Genomic DNA, 17,548 nt, shown 5'->3' with positions numbered 1-17,548 from the left:
TTCATCACTGCAATCAAAATGAATTATTTCTTGAAGGGATATGAGTATGCTCCAACTTCCAAATTGACAACACCTTTTTGTTTCATCTTCGCCGCAATCCCTGGATAATACGCCATTTTTTTCGCAAATGACGGGATACTTGCGTAGACCTCATTCCCATCATTCATGAATAAATGAATCCGGTTTGGATTGTCCTTCGTGGGTGCCGCCTGAATTTCACTGATACTACGTTTGATTTCGGCATTTAAGCGGGCATACTGCAGAATCATCCGATGCAGTGTTTTCGACTGCTTAAACTGACTGTAAACCGGCGTTCCACTCTTCGGCTGGGAGACCGATTGCTCACTCACCACGCCATTTTCTAGAATTTCATCATACTTGCTCCCTCGCATCACGTATCCTGCCGTATCATATTCGACGATAGCTATCGTTACGTGATTGGGCTGATGAAAAGTAATCTTGGCCTGCTTGATTCGTGAATTTCGTTTCGGTGCCTGACGCTCAAATGTCGTCGTGTGCCCGAATAATGAATAGATGGAGGCCCCGGAACGAACCTGGACAGCATCTTCGACCTCCCTGACCGTCAGTGCATGTGCACCAGTAACCGTCACCTTCTGAAAGTGACTCAGTGGACAGAGCAGGTAAATCATGACCAAAATGACCGCCGTGAAGCTGGTCAGGAGAATCGTCAGTCGCCGAACTAACTGACGATTCCGTTGATGTTTCAACCGTGGTAATTTGTCCCCAATACGCTTGGCCTGGTGAATCCAGTTTGGCATCTGCCGCTGTTTTTTCTTAGCGGCCGCTTGGCGCTGGTAATCTTCCCATGGCGTCAACGCCTGTTGTTGTTTTTCATCATGCCGGTTAAGGCGAAACTTCATGGCTGGTCACCTCCCGCTTCATGAGATTTAGGTTAATCGTGCTTGAGGGCCAACACCACATCTAAGACACGATCGGCGGCATCTGGTACCCCCAACTGTTTCGAAGCCTGTGCCATATCCTGACGCAGTGCATTATCGTTCATCAATTGGTCGGCCTTGGCAACCAAGGTTTCTCCCGTCAAGTCAGCTTCCTTAATGATCTCAGCAGCTCCCACGTTGACCAACGACTGAGCGTTCTTGGTTTGATGGTCTGCCGTGACATATGGACTAGGAATCAGAATCGAGGGAATGCCATCAGCCGTGATTTCGGCCAAACTGGTTGCTCCGGCTCGGCCCACGATGGCTGCCACCTTAGGCAAAACTTCCGGCATATTCGGAATGTAAGGCTTGACGACAACATTATCGTTTAACGGTGTCTCTTTTAACTGATCCATCACACCATCGTAACGTTTCTGACCCGTTACGAAAACGACTTGATAATCCCGTTGATTAAAAGCTGGAATAGCCGCCACAGTCGCCGCATTAATCTTCAAAGCACCTTGAGATCCGCCAAAAATCAATAAGGTTGGCCGCTTATCCTGTAAATGATATTCTGACCAGCTGAAGTGGCTGGTCACTTCGGCGGCTTCTTGGGCACGTGGATTCCCCGTCTTAACCATCTTATTAGCCGGCAGCTGATCGACAGCCGCATCAAAGACGTAGGCAATCCGGTCAACGTAACGGCTTAGGAAACGGTTGGTAATCCCAACCACACTGTTTTGTTCATGAATCATTGTGGGAATATGTAGACGACTGGCGGCGTACACAACCGCACCGGAAACATAACCACCGGTACCAACCACGACATCGGGCTTGAATTCCCGAATCATCTTCTTGGTCTCGTGAACACTCTTCAAAAACAGGTAAACCGTCTTGAAGTTTTCAAGTGAAAGTGAGCGTTTAAATCCTTGAATCTTAGTCGACTTGAAGGGAATTCCCTTAGCCGGCACGATGGAACTTTCCAATCCGCGTTCAGAACCCACGTAGAGTACCTCTGCGTCAGGGTCACGCTTCTTTAAAGCTTTAATTAGGGCGAGTGCTGGGTAAATATGACCCCCGGTCCCTCCACCAGATACAATTAATCGCATGCTATTTCTCCTCCTGCTTACCCGTCAACTGCTCAACGGCTTTGATAAATCGGTCCCCCCGGACTTCAAAATTCGGGTATTGATCCCAGCTTGCGTTCGCCGGTGAGAGTAAGACAATATCTCCCGGTTTGCTAAGTTCATAAGCCAATGGGACGGCCGTTTCAACATTCTCGGTCAAACGAATCGTCGGAATGCCCGCCTGCTTGGCCGTGTCTTCCAATAATTTAGCTGTCTGGCCAAAGAGGATGATCGCCTTCACATGGTCCTTGAAGGAAGGCACCAGTTTTTCGAAGGTATAGCCGCGATCGAGGCCACCAGCTAAGAGCACTACCGGTGCTTTAAAGCCCTTCAAGGCCATTTCAGTAGCTTCCATGTCGGTTGCTTTGGAATCATTATAATACTGCCGACCCTCAGCCTCTAATACGTACTGTGTCCGATGGCGAACACCACCAAAGCTCTTGAGGACACTCACAATGGCTGCCGTGCTAACACCCTTAATCTTGGCAACCGCAATCGCTGCCAAGGCGTTCTCGACATTATGATCGCCGGGAACCTTGATGTCGGCCGCTGCCATGATCTCTTCGCCACGGAAATACAGAATACCCTCGCGTTCGTAAGCCCCATCTTCGGACTGATCTTGCCGCGTGAAAGGCACAACCTTAGCGGCTGAATGCGTACTCAATTCCCGCCATTCCGGATTATCAAAGTTGACGACGAAGTAATCGTCAGCTGTTTGGTTGGCGGTGATCTTCATCTTGGCGGCGACATAGTTAGCTCGCGTCTTGTGGTAATCCAAGTGATTGGAGAAGATGTTCGTCAAGACAGCAATGTGGGGATGAAATTCAGTGGTCCCCACTAACATGAAACTGGAGACTTCGAGAACTAACGTATCGTCAGTCGTCACCTCTTGGGCTACCATGCTGGCTGGCACGCCGATGTTCCCGGCGTAGCGTGCATGACCGGCCTGGCGATCATGATCTAACATCTTTTGAATCATCGTGGTCGTCGTGGTTTTTCCGTTACTCCCGGTCACCGCCACCAACTCGGCATCTGCCACTTCGCCTGTCAATTCCATTTCAGTGATAATCGGCAGCTTGAGCTCTAAGGCTTTCTTGACGATTGGCACATCATAAGAAATACCAGGATTCTTCACCATGAGGTCGTAGCCAGCGTCTAAGAGATCTGGGGTCTGTGACCCTAAGATGACCTTAAACCCTGCTTGTTCGAGCTCCTGGGCGTCTTTATTCTGGTCTAATGGCTGAACATCACTTACCGTGACCACGGCACCCAACCGTTTCAGTAATTTGGCGGCATTGGTTCCACTCTTTGCGAGTCCTAGCACCAAGACCTTCTTACCCTCATATCGCTTAATCTGCTTCATAACTCCGTTCGCTCTCCATTTCTTTCTTATACCTGACAATAAAAAAGCTAGCTTGACTCTAACGAGCAAGCTAGCCCATTAGTCTTCAGTCGTTAGTTTGCTAACATAACCCAAACGCCACTAACCGCGGTGATTAATCCAATTCCCCAGAAGGTAAAATCAATCTTCCATTCGCTCCACCCCAACATTTCAAAGTGGTGATGAATGGGACTCATGAGGAAAATCCGCTTACCTGTTAGTTTGAATGAGGCTACCTGCAAAATAACACTCGCCGTCTCAATCACAAAGACCAACCCGATCCACAATAGAGACAATTCGTGGTGCAACAGGATGGCAACTGCCGCTAGGGCGCCGCCTAAAGCCAAAGATCCCGTATCTCCCATAAATATCTTAGCTGGTTTGTGATTAAAGATGAGAAAACCGAGAAGACCGCCGACTACGGCGAAACAAAAAATTGCAATGTTTAATTGATGTTGTTGAAAGGCCACGACCCCGTATGCCGCGAAGGCAATACTAGCTAACCCACTCACTAAACCATCCAGTCCATCAGAGAGGTTCACTGCATTGGAAAAGCCGACCAACCACACAATGATAAAGAGCGCATACCAACCGCTCATCGTCCAGTCCCCAAATCCGGGAATGTGAAGCGCCATTGGTAACTGTTCATGGGTATAAACCCAGAACAAGATGAGGGCGCCGACGATCTGGCCAAGCATCTTCTGCCAAGCCTTGAGGCCTTCATTTTGGCGATGAAACAACTTGATACTGTCATCCCAGGCGCCTAGGCCTCCATACAACACGAGAATAAATAACAAGATCCACGTGGTTGGTAAGACGTGATGTGGCTGGACTATCCAGCTCGTTGCCAAGGTCATGACCACAATCGCAATCATGTAGAGCAACCCACCCATGGTTGGTGTCCCGGACTTCTTTTCGTGCCAGCTCGGGCCTTCTTCACGAATCATTTGGCCTTCATGTCGGGCACGAAAGTAACGAATTAAAGCGGGCATAAATGCCACGGTAATTAGAAAACTACCCACCAGGGGTAACAAAATAGTCATCATTGTTCCAATCAATCCTCATTCTCATTTATTTTGGCGTAAAGTGACCGCTAACGTGGCGTCAGACCCCACTGTAGTTCCAGCCTTGATACTCTGCTTAGTGACGTAGCCATCACCACTCACGTTCAGCTTTAAGCCTTCAATCTGTGCTAATTTTACCACATCACCCTTCGACCAGCCGGTCAAACTTGGCAGAGCGACAGTACCACCCGTGCTGATGAAGACCCGTTGATCCCGATATAACGTGGTTCCAGCCGTTACTGACTGTTTTTGAACTTTTTGTCCGGTGCCCAGGGTTGTTACGATCGCCCCAGCCTTGGTTAGGGCCTGGGTGGCGCTCGCTACCGATTGTCCGGTAACCGATGGCATCTTATTTTCTTTCGCATTGGTGGTCTCAGTATCCTCCTGTAAGGCCCGAGCCATCACGGGTTTCATGATAGAAGCCAGTAGTTGCGTTGCGGTTTTGCTACCCAAATGGGGTTGCTTCATCGTAATATACATCACGTATTTTGGATGACTGGCCGGAACCATGGCCGCCACGGAGTACAGATAGTTGTCATCTCCGGAGAGGTAGCCTGACTTCCCGGAACTCACCTGGGCAGTCCCCGTCTTGACAGCAACCCGCTCCCCACTCATCTTGTAGTCGGCCCCGATACCGTAACTCTTGTAAACGACATCTTCCATATGTTTTCGAACAGCTCTTGCAGTCGATGCCGAGATCGGGTTGGCCACGGATTGTGGCCCATAGGCTCTGACCGTCTTATTGGTGTTCGGATCAACAACCTTACTAATCACGTAAGGCTTCATCATCTTCCCATCATTGCTGACGGCACTAAGCGCCTGCATCATTTGAAAGACTGTGACCTGAATCCCTTGTCCAAACGCGGTATCAGCCTGCTCAATTGGCCGTTGAAAGGCAATACTCCCAGTCAATTCACCGGGAAGTCCGGACTTGGTACTCTTTAGAAAGTGGAAACGATCGATATACTTCTTCCACGTCTTGTGACCCATCTGTTGTTCCAAATGGGCCATGGCAACATTACTGGAAACAGCAAACCCCTTATTATAGGTGATCGTCCCCCAGCCAGACGTATTCCAGTCAGGCACCACTTGATTACCAATAGTGTATTTACCAGACTGATATGTGGCATTACCATTGTAGTTCCCACTGTCGATAGATGAAGCCAGTGTGAAGATCTTCATAGTCGATCCAGGCTCATAAGCGTCTTGAACCAGCGTGTTTCGCCAAACCTTATCGAGTCCTGACTTGGTTGTGGCGTTAAACGTTGGCCGCTGTGTAGCAGCCAAGATTGCGCCGGTCTTGGCGTTCATAAGCACAGCATTCATCGAGTTGGCCTTAACCTGCCCCTGAACCTGACTCATTTCAGTCTCCAGAAGCGTCTGCAAACGGGTATCCAATGTCGTATAGACGTTATCCCCATTCTTGGCCTTCTTGGCCTTCTGCTTAGTGCCTGGCAACTGATAACCATACATATCTTTTTTAATCTTTTGGGACCCATTCGTTCCTGTTAATTCCTTATTGAAGGCTTGTTCCAGCCCCATCGACCCTGTCAAAGTCGTTTGGCCGGCCTTATTCGTCTGTGCTTGTGCCAGCCCAATCAGGTGAGAGGCAAAGACCCCATTTGGATATAAGCGAGACTCCTGTTGAATGAAGTTCACGCCACTGAGATGTTCAGCCTGAATCTTTTGTTTGGTCGTTAGTGAGATATTCTGACCAGCGGTCCCAAATTCAACTTGGAATGGATGCCCGGAACTCGGATTCAAGGTTGCCAGAGCCTTCTTCCGACTGATCGGCAGATACTTAGCCAGAACATCAGCTACTTTTTCCTTGTTTGTCACATAGAGTTTCCGACCATCGACACTCTTCTGTCGCTTGTCCAGCACAACGTAGAGAGAGTACACACTCGTATCCTCTGCGATCGCTTGGCCGTTAGCATCGTATATCGTTCCCCGTCTAGCTTTCAGCGTTTCATTGGCAGTGTAAAGCTTCTGAGCAGAGGCACTGAGATTCACGTTTTGAACCTTTTTTCCAATGGAGATATACGAAAAGCGACCAACGATCAAGATAAACACACCAAGGAAAAGGCAAAACAGAAAAATACCGAATTTCTTCCGATTTCTGCGCGGATGCTTATTTGTCATTTGTCGCTTTTGAGAATCATTCATTATTTGTTAACATTCCTTATTCTGTCATTTTCCAAGGTCAAGCCCTGCTTTTTGGCAATTTTATCAAGCCGGCTACGACTCTGCAACTCATTTATTTCTTGTTGCGCGTTGGTATTGCGATTTTGATACGTCGTGACAGAATTATTGATGCTTTGAAGGTCGTGAACCGTATTGGACATCGCGATTTTAGTGGATACCACGCTAACCATTAGTAAGGCCAAAATCAGGCCACAAACGGACATTAAACACTTTTCGAATTTGGAAAATGGCAGCCGTTTGCCCGACGGTGTGGGATCGCTGACGGTCTGGGCCTGTCGTTGAGGTTGTTCTATGTTTGGGCGTTGTTGGGGTTCTGCTGTTAGGGGAACTGCTTCAGCTAAGTTATTTTGCGCCATAATTGATCATCTTCCTATGTCAATATTTAGTGATTGTATAAACTACTTAATTTTTTCTAAAATTCGTAATTTTGCACTGTGGGCACGATGGTTGGCCGCCAATTCTTCCTCAGACGGTAAGATTGGCTTACGGTTAACCAACTTGTAATCTGGCTGCAAGTTGTCGGGAATTACCGGAATTCCGTGGGGGAGTTCTGGCAATGATGATTCTTCGCGAAACATGGTCTTCACTAACCGGTCTTCGAGAGACTGGAAGGTAATCGCACTGATTCGACCATGGAGGGCTAATAAGCCGACAGCTTGTTCGAGTGAATCTTCTAAGGCACCTAATTCGTCGTTGACAGCGATTCGGATAGCCTGAAAGACCTTCTTTGCAGGATGGCCCCCGTGGCGACGTGCCGCCGCAGGAATACCTTCCTTAATGATGTCCACCAACTGACCTGTCGTGTCAATCGGAGCCTCTGCGCGATGCCGCTCGATGGCTCTGGCAATCGGCTTGGCAAACTTCTCTTCACCGTATCGGTGAAAGATCCGCATAAGGTCGTTGAACTTCCATTCGTTAACTACGATCCAAGCGGTAAGCTCAGCACTCTGGTCCATACGCATATCCAGTGGTGCATCGTGCTGATAACTGAAGCCCCGGTCGGCCTCATCAAACTGTGGTGAGGAAACCCCTAAATCATAAAGAATGCCATCAACTTCAGTCACACCCCGAGCATTTAACTCGGTCTTGATGTCCCGGAAATTACTCTTAATAAACGTTAAATTTCCACTGTCGAGATACTTTTTAAGATGTTCTTGATTGTATGTAATTGCGGTCTGATCCTGATCAAACGCGTATAAGTGACCTGTTGTCAGTTGCTCCAGGATGCGTTGGCTATGACCGCCGCCGCCGAGAGTGCAGTCAACATAGATTCCCGTTGGCTTAATGGCTAAACCAGCCACCGCTTCCTTGAGCAGTACCGTTACATGATGAAAGTCTTCCATAAACACTCTCCTTTAGCTACATGCCGAAATCAATAAGGTTTTCGGCGATATCATCGAAGTCTTCTTCGGCCGCGGCGGAGAATGTATCCCACCGTTCCTGACTCCAAATTTCAAAACGATTAGCCACACCCACAATGACACATTGTTTAGCCAAAGCGGCATGATCTCGTAACGATTTTGGTAAGTTAATTCGACCTTGTTTGTCGAGCTCACATTCAGTAGCCGCGGAGTAGAAGAACCGGACAAAGGCCCGGGCATCCTTACGGTTTACTGGCAAGGCTTTCAATTTCTCTTGCAACGCCGACCACTCGGTCATTGGATAGCCGAATAAACAACCATCCATCCCCCGAGTAACCACAAATTGTTCTCCGAGTTGATCCCGAAATTTAGCGGGAATAATAAGTCTGCCCTTGGTATCAATTGAATGCTCGAATTCACCCATGAACATGACCATTACCCCCTATTTGTAACTATTGTCAAGTTTACCACACCCCCCCACTTTCTACCACAACGTTTCCGAATTTTTATAAATTTCCCCACTTGCACTAAAAAAGCCACAGCGAACACTTGTTCACCGTGGCTGAAAGCCCTTTACCAGGACCCTAAAAAACTGGGTTCTTAGTCAAGTTTATTTATATTTATGCATAAAATTAGCTAATAGCTAACAGGAAACAAACCATAAACCCTAGCACCCAATATAAGTCAGTTAATCGCCAGAAAGTTTTAAAGAACGTCGGGTAGATGATTTCGTGGTCCTGAACTGCTTGAATGATGGTGACCAAGATGCCAATCGCCATCCAACCAATAACCAACCAGGGGAACACAATGCCCGCCCCATGTGGGATCAGAGCTACAGCACAGAACAAAAATAACGGTGCCATGAGATCCCAGACACTCAAGCCTGTCGGCCAACGGTGTCCGAGCAACCGTTTTCCCCCACGAAAAATGATGTAGCCAATGACCAGTATGACCAGTTTCCCGGCTGGTGACACCCAAAACGACATGCAACTTCCCCCCACGACTTCTGTTCTAATCACCTCGCTGACACGCTACCCTAGGCAGATATGCGCCGGCGACTCTTCGTTATATTATAGGGATTTCCTTCATCGGTTGCAATTCACTTTTGTAACAACTCGTTGACAACTTTGCCGTGACTGTTGCATTTCACCCTCACCCACGGTAAACTAATTGAGTAAATTGGGACGCAAAGAGGTGGCTATTCGCGCATGGAAAAGAAAAAGAAATCAACGTTTCAAAAAATTACCAACGTTTTCGTTTGGATCATGATTATCGCAACTATCGGCTCCTTAGTCTTCGGGGCAATTGCATCCCTCGGTTGGATGGGCTAATCCTCTCGATCGCCACCTTATCAGGTGGCTTTTTTATTGCCCTGATTGCAAGTTCACTAAACAAATTGATGGCTGATTTTCCGTGATTCAGTGTTTCGCCATCATGCCGACTGCTGTAACAATGCCAATTGCCGGTCGATCTCGTCATAGTTAATCGGCACCGCATCGAGGGCTAATAAAACCTGCTCGCCGATACTGACCAGAGTCGTTCCCCGGGGATCTGTTAGTAGCGCTGCGTACAAATTTATCAATGTTTGTAAATTATGATAATCCGACTGCCACTGTGGACTACCACTTGCTTCCTTCACCAGTATCAGTGTGAGCCGGCGAACACTCTGACTGATTCGTTGTCGTGTCAACCGCTTTCGCCGACGCTCTTGAACAAACGGGAGAAAGAGCGCCACCACAACAGCTAATAGTTCACCGACCGCTTCAAACCAATCTGACCAGGTCCCTAACGCCATAAAAAAAGCCTCCCCTTCACATTAAGTCCCACTAAGGATATTCCCGTGGTTACTTATCACCAAGAATTTTGGTGGCAAAGGAGAGACTAAGTAAACTAAGTTTATTACGATCTCATTATTCTGAAGGCTTAGGTTGATCTGGTTGCTTATAAACTTGTCGTGGCTTGCTACCTTCTTGCGGTCCAATGTAGCCCCGCTGTTCCAGATCATCCATGATTCGAGCAGCACGATTGTAGCCAATGCGGAATCGACGTTGCAGTAGCGATGTGCTGGCCTTCTGCTGGTCCACGACAAAGGATAAGGCATCGTCAAACAGATCATCATCGCTGTCGCCAGCTTCTTCCTGTTTGAGTTCCTCATCGGTCACCATCATGTCCTCGTCGTAATCCGCAGACTGTTGCTGCTTGATGAAGTCGACGACATTCGCCACGTCCTCATCCGGGATAAAAGCCCCTTGGATACGAACTGGTGAATTAGCATCAACAGGTTGATACAGCATGTCTCCTCGACCCAACAGTTTTTCAGCCCCATTCGTATCAAGAATCGTCCGCGAGTCAATCCCACTGGACACTGCAAAAGCAATCCGGGATGGCACGTTGGCCTTAATCAATCCGGTAATCACATCCACAGACGGTCGTTGCGTTGCCAGAATCATGTGCACTCCAGCAGCTCGACCCATCTGAGCAAGACGAATGATGGCATCTTCAACTTCATTTGACACCGTCATCATCAGATCGGCCAATTCATCCACGACAACCACGATATATGGTAACGTTGGCCGTACCTGGTCATCCTGTGCATTAGCCTTACGAACAAAGGCATTGTAACCGGAAATCTTCCGTTGACCAAACTGAGAGAACAGTTCATAGCGCCGTTCCATTTCCGCCACGACCTTGTGAAGGGCCCGAGCGGCTTTTTTAGGTTCCGAAACCACCGGCGTTAACAGGTGAGGAATCCCATTGTAGACACTCAGTTCAACCTTTTTGGGATCAATCAACATCAGCTTCACTTGGTCCGGACGGGCATTCATCAATAGACTGGTAATAATGCCGTTAATGGCCACGGACTTCCCACTCCCGGTTGCCCCGGCAATCAGCAAGTGTGGCATCTTGGTGAGGTCCATTGTGACAACTTCACCCGTCACGTTACGCCCTAATGGCACTTCGAGTGGTTTGTTCGGATGTGCTGGTTGGGCTTCGACCACATCACGGAAGGCAACAGTCGAGACTTCCTTATTAGGAACTTCAATCCCAATTAGAGACTTCCCAGGAATGGGTGCCTGAATCCGAATCCCCTTAGCCGCTAAGGCCAAGGCCAAATCATCGGCTAAATTAACAATCCGGGAGACCTTCACCCCAATAGCGGGATGAAGTTCATATTCCGTCACCGACGGCCCTAGGCTGACGTTCTTGACCTCGGCATCGACACCAAAACTATCGAGTGTCTGTTTCAAAATCTTGGTATTGGCATCAATAGCATTAACCTCATCCGTTTGGTCGGTTGGTGGAACTTGTTTCAACAGATCAGCTGTTGGTAATTTGTAATTCGGATCCACTGGTGTCCCGCTAGTTAAGCTGGGATCGACCCCATGCTCTGGCTCCTCCTCAACCGGTTTAGTTTTAGGCTTCATTACCGGCCGATCATTGGCTACCGTAATGTGGTAGCTTGGTTCTTCTTTCGGCTGTGGCTTCGGTTCGGGCAAATCTTTCTTCTCAGGTTCGACAATGGCCGCTGGTTGCGGCTTGCGTGCCCGCTCCTGGTGCTTCCGCTTGGCCGCCGCACCCCCACGTTTAAGGGCTTGACCACTAGCATGCACCCCTCGGGACAGCCAGCCCCAGGCCGTACTTGTCCACCGTTGTAGGTCGGCAAAGGGAATCTGGAAAAACACGACAACCCCACCTGCCATGATGATCCAAGCAGCAACCTGAGCCCCCACAAGCGCGATTAACCACGCCACAATGCTCAGTTCCAAGGCGCCAATCACCCCGCCACCGAGCTGACTCGTTAGCCCACCGGTAAAGAGATCGGCTAACCCTGCGTGCCAAATTGTTGAGAGAAACTGAGCATGCTGATTAACCGTCACAAAGTGTGTCGCCGTAATCCACAGTAACCAGCCTGCATAGATCAGACCACCGCCCCACAGATAGTGACGTTGAAGGTGGGGCCAAGTTCCCGTAATCAATAAGGCTGCCCCTAAAGCTCCCAGAACGACCAAACCGAACTGGTAGCTGTCCCCAAGGAATAAGCGCACCAAATTGGCACAAAGGACACCCAGTAGTCCAAGATGAAAGAGTCCCAACGCCACCAACGCAATTAATATGAGACCAATGACATTCCTGGTGTACGGAAACGGTTGGTGACTGGCACGTCTCCGCTTGGTTGGACGCCGTTTAGTAGGCTTGCGGCGTGTTGTTTTTCGTTTGGTCGCCAAAGAACGGCCTCCTTTCAATCAAATTATTTCAGTTTGTCATGAGGATATTGGTGAACCCGTTCCAATCCTGGGAAGCTCTGCTGACGCAAGACTTCGTAAATGACAATAGCGGCCGAGTTCGACAGATTAAGCGCACGAATGTGGCTGTCATCTTGTGGAATTCGAATACATTTTCCCATATTTTTCCGCATGAAGGGTTCGGGTAACCCCGTCGTTTCCTTTCCAAAAAGAAAGTAATGATCGTTGTCGTTAAGCTGGTAGTCGGGATCCGTATAATCTTGATCCGCAAACTTTGACACTAAGTAGAGCTGGGACGGGTCCGGAATCGAATCCATAAAGGCTGGCAAGTTCTCATGGTACCGAACATCCACCTTATCCCAGTAGTCGAGGCCAGCCCGTTTCAAGTGCGCATCATCCACGGAAAAGCCTAAAGGCTTGATTAAATCTAAGATAGTATCGGTTCCCGCACAGGTCCGGGCGATGTTTCCTGTATTAGCTGGAAACAATGGTTCGAATAAGGCAATATGATTCGTCATAACTCTCTTCTCCGTTCTGCTAGTTAAAGTCTGTCTTCCGATTTGCGAGGTAACGTCCCTCGCGCCGTCTCATTATTATAGTCACGTCTGACACGCTTTGACAAGGGACGACCCGACTATTTTAATGGTGAGTGCCCCCTTATCTGACGGGGAATTTTTACGAATTTCACTTACCTAACATCCCATGTCATAGAAAAAAGCAGTTCCTCGGTGTTGAAACGGCGAGGGGCTGCTTTAGTGAAGTGCTACTTGTCAGCCACCAACAGTAATTCACTGATGTCGACTGCCAAACGATTTCTCATATTCAATATAACACCGCTTTGTGAGCCGTGCAAGTGCCCTACTTCGAGCACAACGCCCCTTATTCAGCGGTTTTCTGTGCGATCAATAAGGTAACATCGACAGTGATGCTGTCAAATGGCTTAGCTTGAATAGCCGCCAAACGTTCCGGCGTTGCCCCCCAATGCATTGGGGTCATCACAGTCAAATCACTAAACAGTGCCGTTGAGACCGGAAATTGGTAGCAAATACGCTTTGTCGTCGCATTTGGATAATGCTGTTCAAAGAGCCGCAACACCTTGCTATTATCGTAGGTTGCGTGGGCACTCCCCGCTGGAAAGATGCTGTGGCGCAACTCAATCAGGTAGTCCGAATTCGGAATCACCTTGAGCAATTGCCCACCCGGTGCCAGTACTCGATTGAATTCTTGATAAGCCGAGGGTGAGAAAAGATCCAGAACCGTGGTAAAGGCCCCATCACTAAAGGGCATCTTGGCTAGGTCGGCGACACAGAAGAAAGCTGAGCTGTCCAATTGCGTCCCAAGGTTAATTCCGGCCTTCGAGAGGTCAAACCCAATGGCTGTGTCGCGTTGACCACGCTGAGCCAATACATCCCCTAGTGGCGTACCTTCCCCACAGCCAACGTCGAGAATGGTCTGTGGGGCCGCAGGCATATTAGCAGCAAACTCTTGGGTAATCCCCGCAAAGAGCCCCGCTTGCAGCAAACGCCTGCGAGCAGCTAACATGTCATTGTCATATTCGCTAGCGACCGATCGCTGCATGAAGTACAGTGTCCCCTTTTTAGAAAGATCCACGCGATGTCCATTTGGACACACGAGACTATGACCATCAACCGCATCATATGGGGTCAGACAAACCGGACACCGAAACAAACCGGTATTGGCGGTTAAAAAGGCCGCCGCCTCATCAATTTTCTTCATCTGAATTTGCTTCCTTTTCCGTAACTGGCGGGACGTCAACGTAGCCGCCTGCAAAATTTTGATACCAGTGGAATCCTTCCGTAGCCACGACGCGAATCACGGCATAGCCTGGAATTCCCAGAACTACCCCGAGGACCCCAAAGGCCTTCCCGGCGAGTAACAGGATAAAGATAATCGTTAATGGGTGAATCTTTAACGAACTCCCCAATACCAATGGTGAGATAAAACGACCTTCAACGGTTTGTTCCACCACAAAGACAATCAGCACCTTAACCAACATCCAAGGTGACATGAATGCCGCTACCACAACGGCGGGAATCATCGCGAGAAACGATCCAAGATATGGCACTAGGTTTAGGATTCCGGCCATGACCCCCAGTAGAAGGGCAAATTTCAACCCCACAATTAGGAAGCCCACATAGAATAACACCGCTACAAAAAATGCCACAATTAACTGTCCGCGAACATAGTTACTAACTTGACGATTCATTTCCACCAACAAGTGTTTGGTTGTCTTCCGATACTTGATCGGAAGAATCTTAACCAAGTAATCCGGTAACTGGTGACCATCCCGTAGGAGGTAAAAGAGGATGAATGGTGCGGTCACAATGGCCACAACTACTGAGGCCACCCGACTGACAATACTCCCCACCGATGAAAAGGTTGTCTTCGCCAGACTTGAGGCTGCCGTAGAGGAACTATCCGAAAGCTGTTGATTGAACTGATCCAGTTGCGACTTTAGTCCACTCAGGCGGTCATCTTGTAGCCAAAGTGACATGGTCCCGGTCACTTGACGCCAATAGTGCGGCCATTCCGTAATCAGGGTCGCCAATTGCTTTTGCACCATCGGAATCAAGCCGCCGATTCCCCAAACTAGGAGTGCGGCCACAATCACAAACAATCCCGTGATCGTCCAAGTTCGACCAATTCCCCGTTTTTCCAGCCGATCCACCACAGGATTTAAAAGATAGAAGCAGACGCCCGCAATGATGACGGGAAGTCCCACGATCTGCCAGACTAAAACGATGGGTGTTGCGAGCCATGGCACTTTACTTAGGACTAACAAAATGAGTAAAATGAGAAGCGTGATTGTTAATCCAGATACCAGGCGGTTATTAACCACCCAGTTCCAGAACCACGAACGATTTTTATGAGACTCTGTCTTCAAAGGTTTCACTTCCGTTATTAAAGTGGGTATATTGTACCATACCACGATGACTAGTGACGACTCCTGAAGAGGGAAAGGAATGAGACATTTGCGAATTATTGAACCATTATTAGAAAACTATGCTGACCTACCCAACGCTATTGAGGCAGGTGCTAAGCGTATTGCCCTCGCCGACAACCTTGCCGTTGGTGGCACAACTATTAGTAAGGGAGTCATGGGAGAAGCCGTGCGCTACGCCCATGATCATCAGGTAACCCTTGATGTCTTAATCGCCCCTAGAGGCGGTCACAGTCCTTATAATGATGTCGAAATTAAGATGATGGAGGCCGATTTACTCGAGGCACAACAACTCGGGGTCGACGGTGCCATCTTTGGCGCACTGACCACCCAACACACGTTGGATGTCGAAGCCCTCAGCCTCCTTGTCGCAGCAGCTGGTGGCATGACCATCGCCTTCAGTACAGCCTTCGATGATATCCGGCCTCAAGACCGAGGAACTGCTGTGGATTGGCTTAGCAACCAGGGCTTTGATTACGTCTTGAGTACTGGTGCTGCTAGTGACGATCGATTGGCTGATTGGACCGCCACCAAGCGGCTTTTAGACTCCGTTAACTTGACACTGGTTGCCGTTGACCTCACATCCCAGGAGATTGACCCCGTCGCCAAAGAGCTCGGGACAAATTTCTTCTTTGGTACTGACGTCCTTAACTAAACATGCCAAACGAAAGGCTCCGCACGTCAGCAAATGACGTACGGAGCCTTTTTTAGTGAACCCCTTGGCCGTTAACTCGAACCGTCGAAACCGCATTTTCAACGACTTTCGTTAACCCCCAATCAACCCATTTATTCACTGCCCACAGCCTTAATCAGCCAAATCAGCTAACAACATCTGCCATTTCTGGCGAGTTGCCGTAGCCGAATAATCTTTGGCGCGCTTGAGACTGTTTTTCATGTAACGACGCTGACGCTTGGGATCCCTTAAGTAATCGCGAACCTTCCAGTACAAAAGGTCTTGATTGTTTCGTTCGACGAGATTTCCATTTTCACCGTCGATAACCATTTCATTTGGTCCATACCGAATATCATAACTAATGACAGGTACGCCAAAGCTTAGCGCTTCGAGAGTCGTCAGGGAGAAACCTTCCTCGACACTTGTCACCATTTCTAATGAAGCTTGCTCGTATTCAGCCGTCAGATCAGGCAGATAGCCTCTGAAGAAAACATGATCCTCTAGCTGGTGTTCTGTCACGTAATCTCGTAGACGTTGTTCCTCAACCCGGCTTCCGAATCCAAAGAGATGTAACTCGACATTTGGGAATTCATCAACGAGTCGACCAACCACTTGGACCTGTTCCATCACTTGCTTTTCTGGTGAGAGTCGCGCGACCCCAATAATTCGGTGGGGCTGTTTCTTTCGCAGATTGACTCGTTGCTTCGTCGTATACCCAACCGGAATCACCACAATGGGTGGCAACTCTGGGAAACGTTCCCTCAGATCAGTTCGCTGTAATTCAGTCGAAACAATGATTCGATCAAACTGTTCGGGATGATCCAAGACGTACCGATACGTTCCCTTCAGGGGCCCTTCGATCACATTCGCTTGGTCACGGGCATGTGTACTGTGAAGAACCGCACACACAGTCACATCCGGACGTGTCGCACCAAATGCTGGCGCCAATGGCCCATTCTTATCGCTAAAGTACACATCTCCCGCCTGATAGAGTTCATTGAAGAAGAACGTCTGAAGCTCGCGTTCCGTATCAAAAAACCATTGCTGACCGCGATAATCATTCAAGATAATCTGATGTAGCTTCGGTTCGCCAGGGTCATTAGTGTAATACTTTTCCATTTTGACGTGTCCCTCGGTATCCAAGTACACCTCATTTTGAACCTTTTGATTATCGTGTAGGTAACTCACCCGGCTTAAGAAGCCCCGGTTGTCGTAATGTTCCCGCTTAACCTTCATCCGTTTCGCATCGAAATAGTTTAGGTAAACCAATTGTTTCAATGATTCATCTCTAAAATGCGCATACATGAGAAAACGGCCCTCGGTGGTAAAGACCCGAACATCGGGTGCCGAAGCCACCTTCTGAATCCGATAATGACACGTTTCTTCCCAATATTTGCACCAGTCAATCGCTTTAACCGGCACACTCACCGTATTCTGAAAATAGTCATAGAGGCTAAAACAGTCAGGACCAATACCAAAGCGCTCGGCATTGGCATGAATACCAGGATTGTATCGCGTGTACACACATTTAGCCGGAAGATTAGCCGCCTTAAAGAGTTTCAAGCGGTTAACTTGGCCTTGCTCAATTCCAGTTAACTTTGCGTTAAAGTACACCGCAACAAAATAATTCAT

17 protein-coding genes are annotated in these 17,548 nt (G+C 48.5%); 2 read left to right on the top strand and 15 right to left on the bottom strand.

The window, feature by feature from the left end; translation table 11 throughout:
* Nucleotides 1-23: 23 nt before the first annotated feature.
* The 9 genes from EKM71_RS00445 to EKM71_RS00405 form a co-directional block, all read right to left on the bottom strand.
* On the bottom strand, nt 24-881 hold the full coding sequence (locus EKM71_RS00445; protein ID WP_125572722.1) for a cell division protein FtsQ/DivIB: 858 nt from the start codon (nt 879-881) through the stop codon (nt 24-26).
* 32 nt (nt 882-913) lie between these two features.
* Nucleotides 914-2,008, bottom strand: coding sequence for an undecaprenyldiphospho-muramoylpentapeptide beta-N-acetylglucosaminyltransferase (murG, locus tag EKM71_RS00440; RefSeq protein WP_125572721.1), 1,095 nt, complete (start codon nt 2,006-2,008; stop codon nt 914-916).
* Between the two features lies 1 nt (nt 2,009).
* The gene (murD, locus tag EKM71_RS00435) at nt 2,010-3,389 is read right to left on the bottom strand and encodes a UDP-N-acetylmuramoyl-L-alanine--D-glutamate ligase (RefSeq protein WP_125572720.1); all 1,380 of its coding nucleotides are present in this window, start codon (nt 3,387-3,389) and stop codon (nt 2,010-2,012) included.
* A 92-nt stretch (nt 3,390-3,481) separates the two neighbouring features.
* Complete coding sequence (mraY, locus tag EKM71_RS00430) at nt 3,482-4,453, bottom strand: phospho-N-acetylmuramoyl-pentapeptide-transferase (RefSeq protein WP_125572719.1); 972 nt, start codon at nt 4,451-4,453, stop codon at nt 3,482-3,484.
* Nucleotides 4,454-4,474: 21 nt separating this feature from the next.
* Complete coding sequence (locus tag EKM71_RS00425; protein WP_125572718.1) at nt 4,475-6,637, bottom strand: penicillin-binding transpeptidase domain-containing protein; 2,163 nt, start codon at nt 6,635-6,637, stop codon at nt 4,475-4,477.
* A complete protein-coding gene (gene ftsL / locus EKM71_RS00420; RefSeq protein WP_125572717.1) occupies nt 6,637-7,032 on the bottom strand; it encodes a cell division protein FtsL in 396 nt (131 codons plus the stop codon). The genes EKM71_RS00425 and ftsL overlap by 1 nt, the downstream gene beginning before the upstream one ends.
* Nucleotides 7,033-7,074: 42 nt before the next feature.
* Nucleotides 7,075-8,019: a 16S rRNA (cytosine(1402)-N(4))-methyltransferase RsmH gene (rsmH, locus tag EKM71_RS00415; RefSeq protein WP_125572716.1), complete on the bottom strand. Its 945-nt coding sequence runs from the start codon at nt 8,017-8,019 to the stop codon at nt 7,075-7,077.
* Nucleotides 8,020-8,035: 16 nt separating this feature from the next.
* Entirely contained in the window at nt 8,036-8,467 is a 432-nt protein-coding gene (gene mraZ / locus EKM71_RS00410) for a division/cell wall cluster transcriptional repressor MraZ (RefSeq protein WP_125572715.1), read from the bottom strand.
* 202 nt (nt 8,468-8,669) lie between these two features.
* The gene (locus tag EKM71_RS00405; RefSeq protein ID WP_125572714.1) at nt 8,670-9,023 is read right to left on the bottom strand and encodes a DUF3397 family protein; all 354 of its coding nucleotides are present in this window, start codon (nt 9,021-9,023) and stop codon (nt 8,670-8,672) included.
* Between the two features lie 222 nt (nt 9,024-9,245).
* Here EKM71_RS00405 and EKM71_RS00400 point away from each other — a divergent pair, with 222 nt between their 5' ends.
* Nucleotides 9,246-9,368 (top strand): DUF4044 domain-containing protein, encoded by a 123-nt coding sequence (locus tag EKM71_RS00400; RefSeq protein WP_125545224.1) that lies wholly within the window; start codon nt 9,246-9,248, stop codon nt 9,366-9,368.
* Nucleotides 9,369-9,469: 101 nt separating this feature from the next.
* Here EKM71_RS00400 and EKM71_RS00395 read toward each other — a convergent pair whose 3' ends face one another.
* The 5 genes from EKM71_RS00395 to EKM71_RS00375 form a co-directional block, all read right to left on the bottom strand.
* A complete protein-coding gene (locus tag EKM71_RS00395) occupies nt 9,470-9,832 on the bottom strand; it encodes a hypothetical protein (RefSeq protein ID WP_125572713.1) in 363 nt (120 codons plus the stop codon).
* 115 nt (nt 9,833-9,947) lie between these two features.
* Nucleotides 9,948-12,263 carry an FtsK/SpoIIIE family DNA translocase gene (locus EKM71_RS00390; protein ID WP_125572712.1) on the bottom strand — a complete coding sequence of 772 codons (2,316 nt, stop codon included), beginning with the start codon at nt 12,261-12,263 and terminating at the stop codon, nt 9,948-9,950.
* A 23-nt stretch (nt 12,264-12,286) separates the two neighbouring features.
* Nucleotides 12,287-12,799, bottom strand: a complete 513-nt coding sequence (locus tag EKM71_RS00385) for a tRNA (cytidine(34)-2'-O)-methyltransferase (RefSeq protein ID WP_125572711.1) — start codon at nt 12,797-12,799, stop codon at nt 12,287-12,289.
* A gap of 361 nt (nt 12,800-13,160) precedes the next feature.
* Nucleotides 13,161-14,018, bottom strand: a complete 858-nt coding sequence (locus EKM71_RS00380) for a methyltransferase domain-containing protein (RefSeq protein WP_125572710.1) — start codon at nt 14,016-14,018, stop codon at nt 13,161-13,163.
* On the bottom strand, nt 14,005-15,186 hold the full coding sequence (locus EKM71_RS00375) for an AI-2E family transporter (protein WP_125572709.1): 1,182 nt from the start codon (nt 15,184-15,186) through the stop codon (nt 14,005-14,007). Before EKM71_RS00375 ends, EKM71_RS00380 begins: the two co-directional genes overlap by 14 nt.
* A gap of 79 nt (nt 15,187-15,265) precedes the next feature.
* On the opposite strand from EKM71_RS00375, the gene EKM71_RS00370 reads away from it, so the two are divergent.
* Nucleotides 15,266-15,898, top strand: a complete 633-nt coding sequence (locus tag EKM71_RS00370; protein ID WP_225417965.1) for a copper homeostasis protein CutC — start codon at nt 15,266-15,268, stop codon at nt 15,896-15,898.
* A gap of 150 nt (nt 15,899-16,048) precedes the next feature.
* Here the strand turns inward: EKM71_RS00370 and asp1 are convergent, their stop codons facing one another.
* On the bottom strand, nt 16,049-17,548 hold the full coding sequence (gene asp1 / locus EKM71_RS00365) for an accessory Sec system glycosyltransferase Asp1 (RefSeq protein WP_125572708.1): 1,500 nt from the start codon (nt 17,546-17,548) through the stop codon (nt 16,049-16,051).

Origin of the sequence: Levilactobacillus huananensis, assembly GCF_003946145.1 — a bacterium.
GTDB lineage: Bacteria > Bacillota > Bacilli > Lactobacillales > Lactobacillaceae > Levilactobacillus > Levilactobacillus huananensis.
The sequence above is the reverse complement of the archived record's forward strand: the minus strand, read 5'-3'. Positions and strand labels throughout refer to the sequence as shown.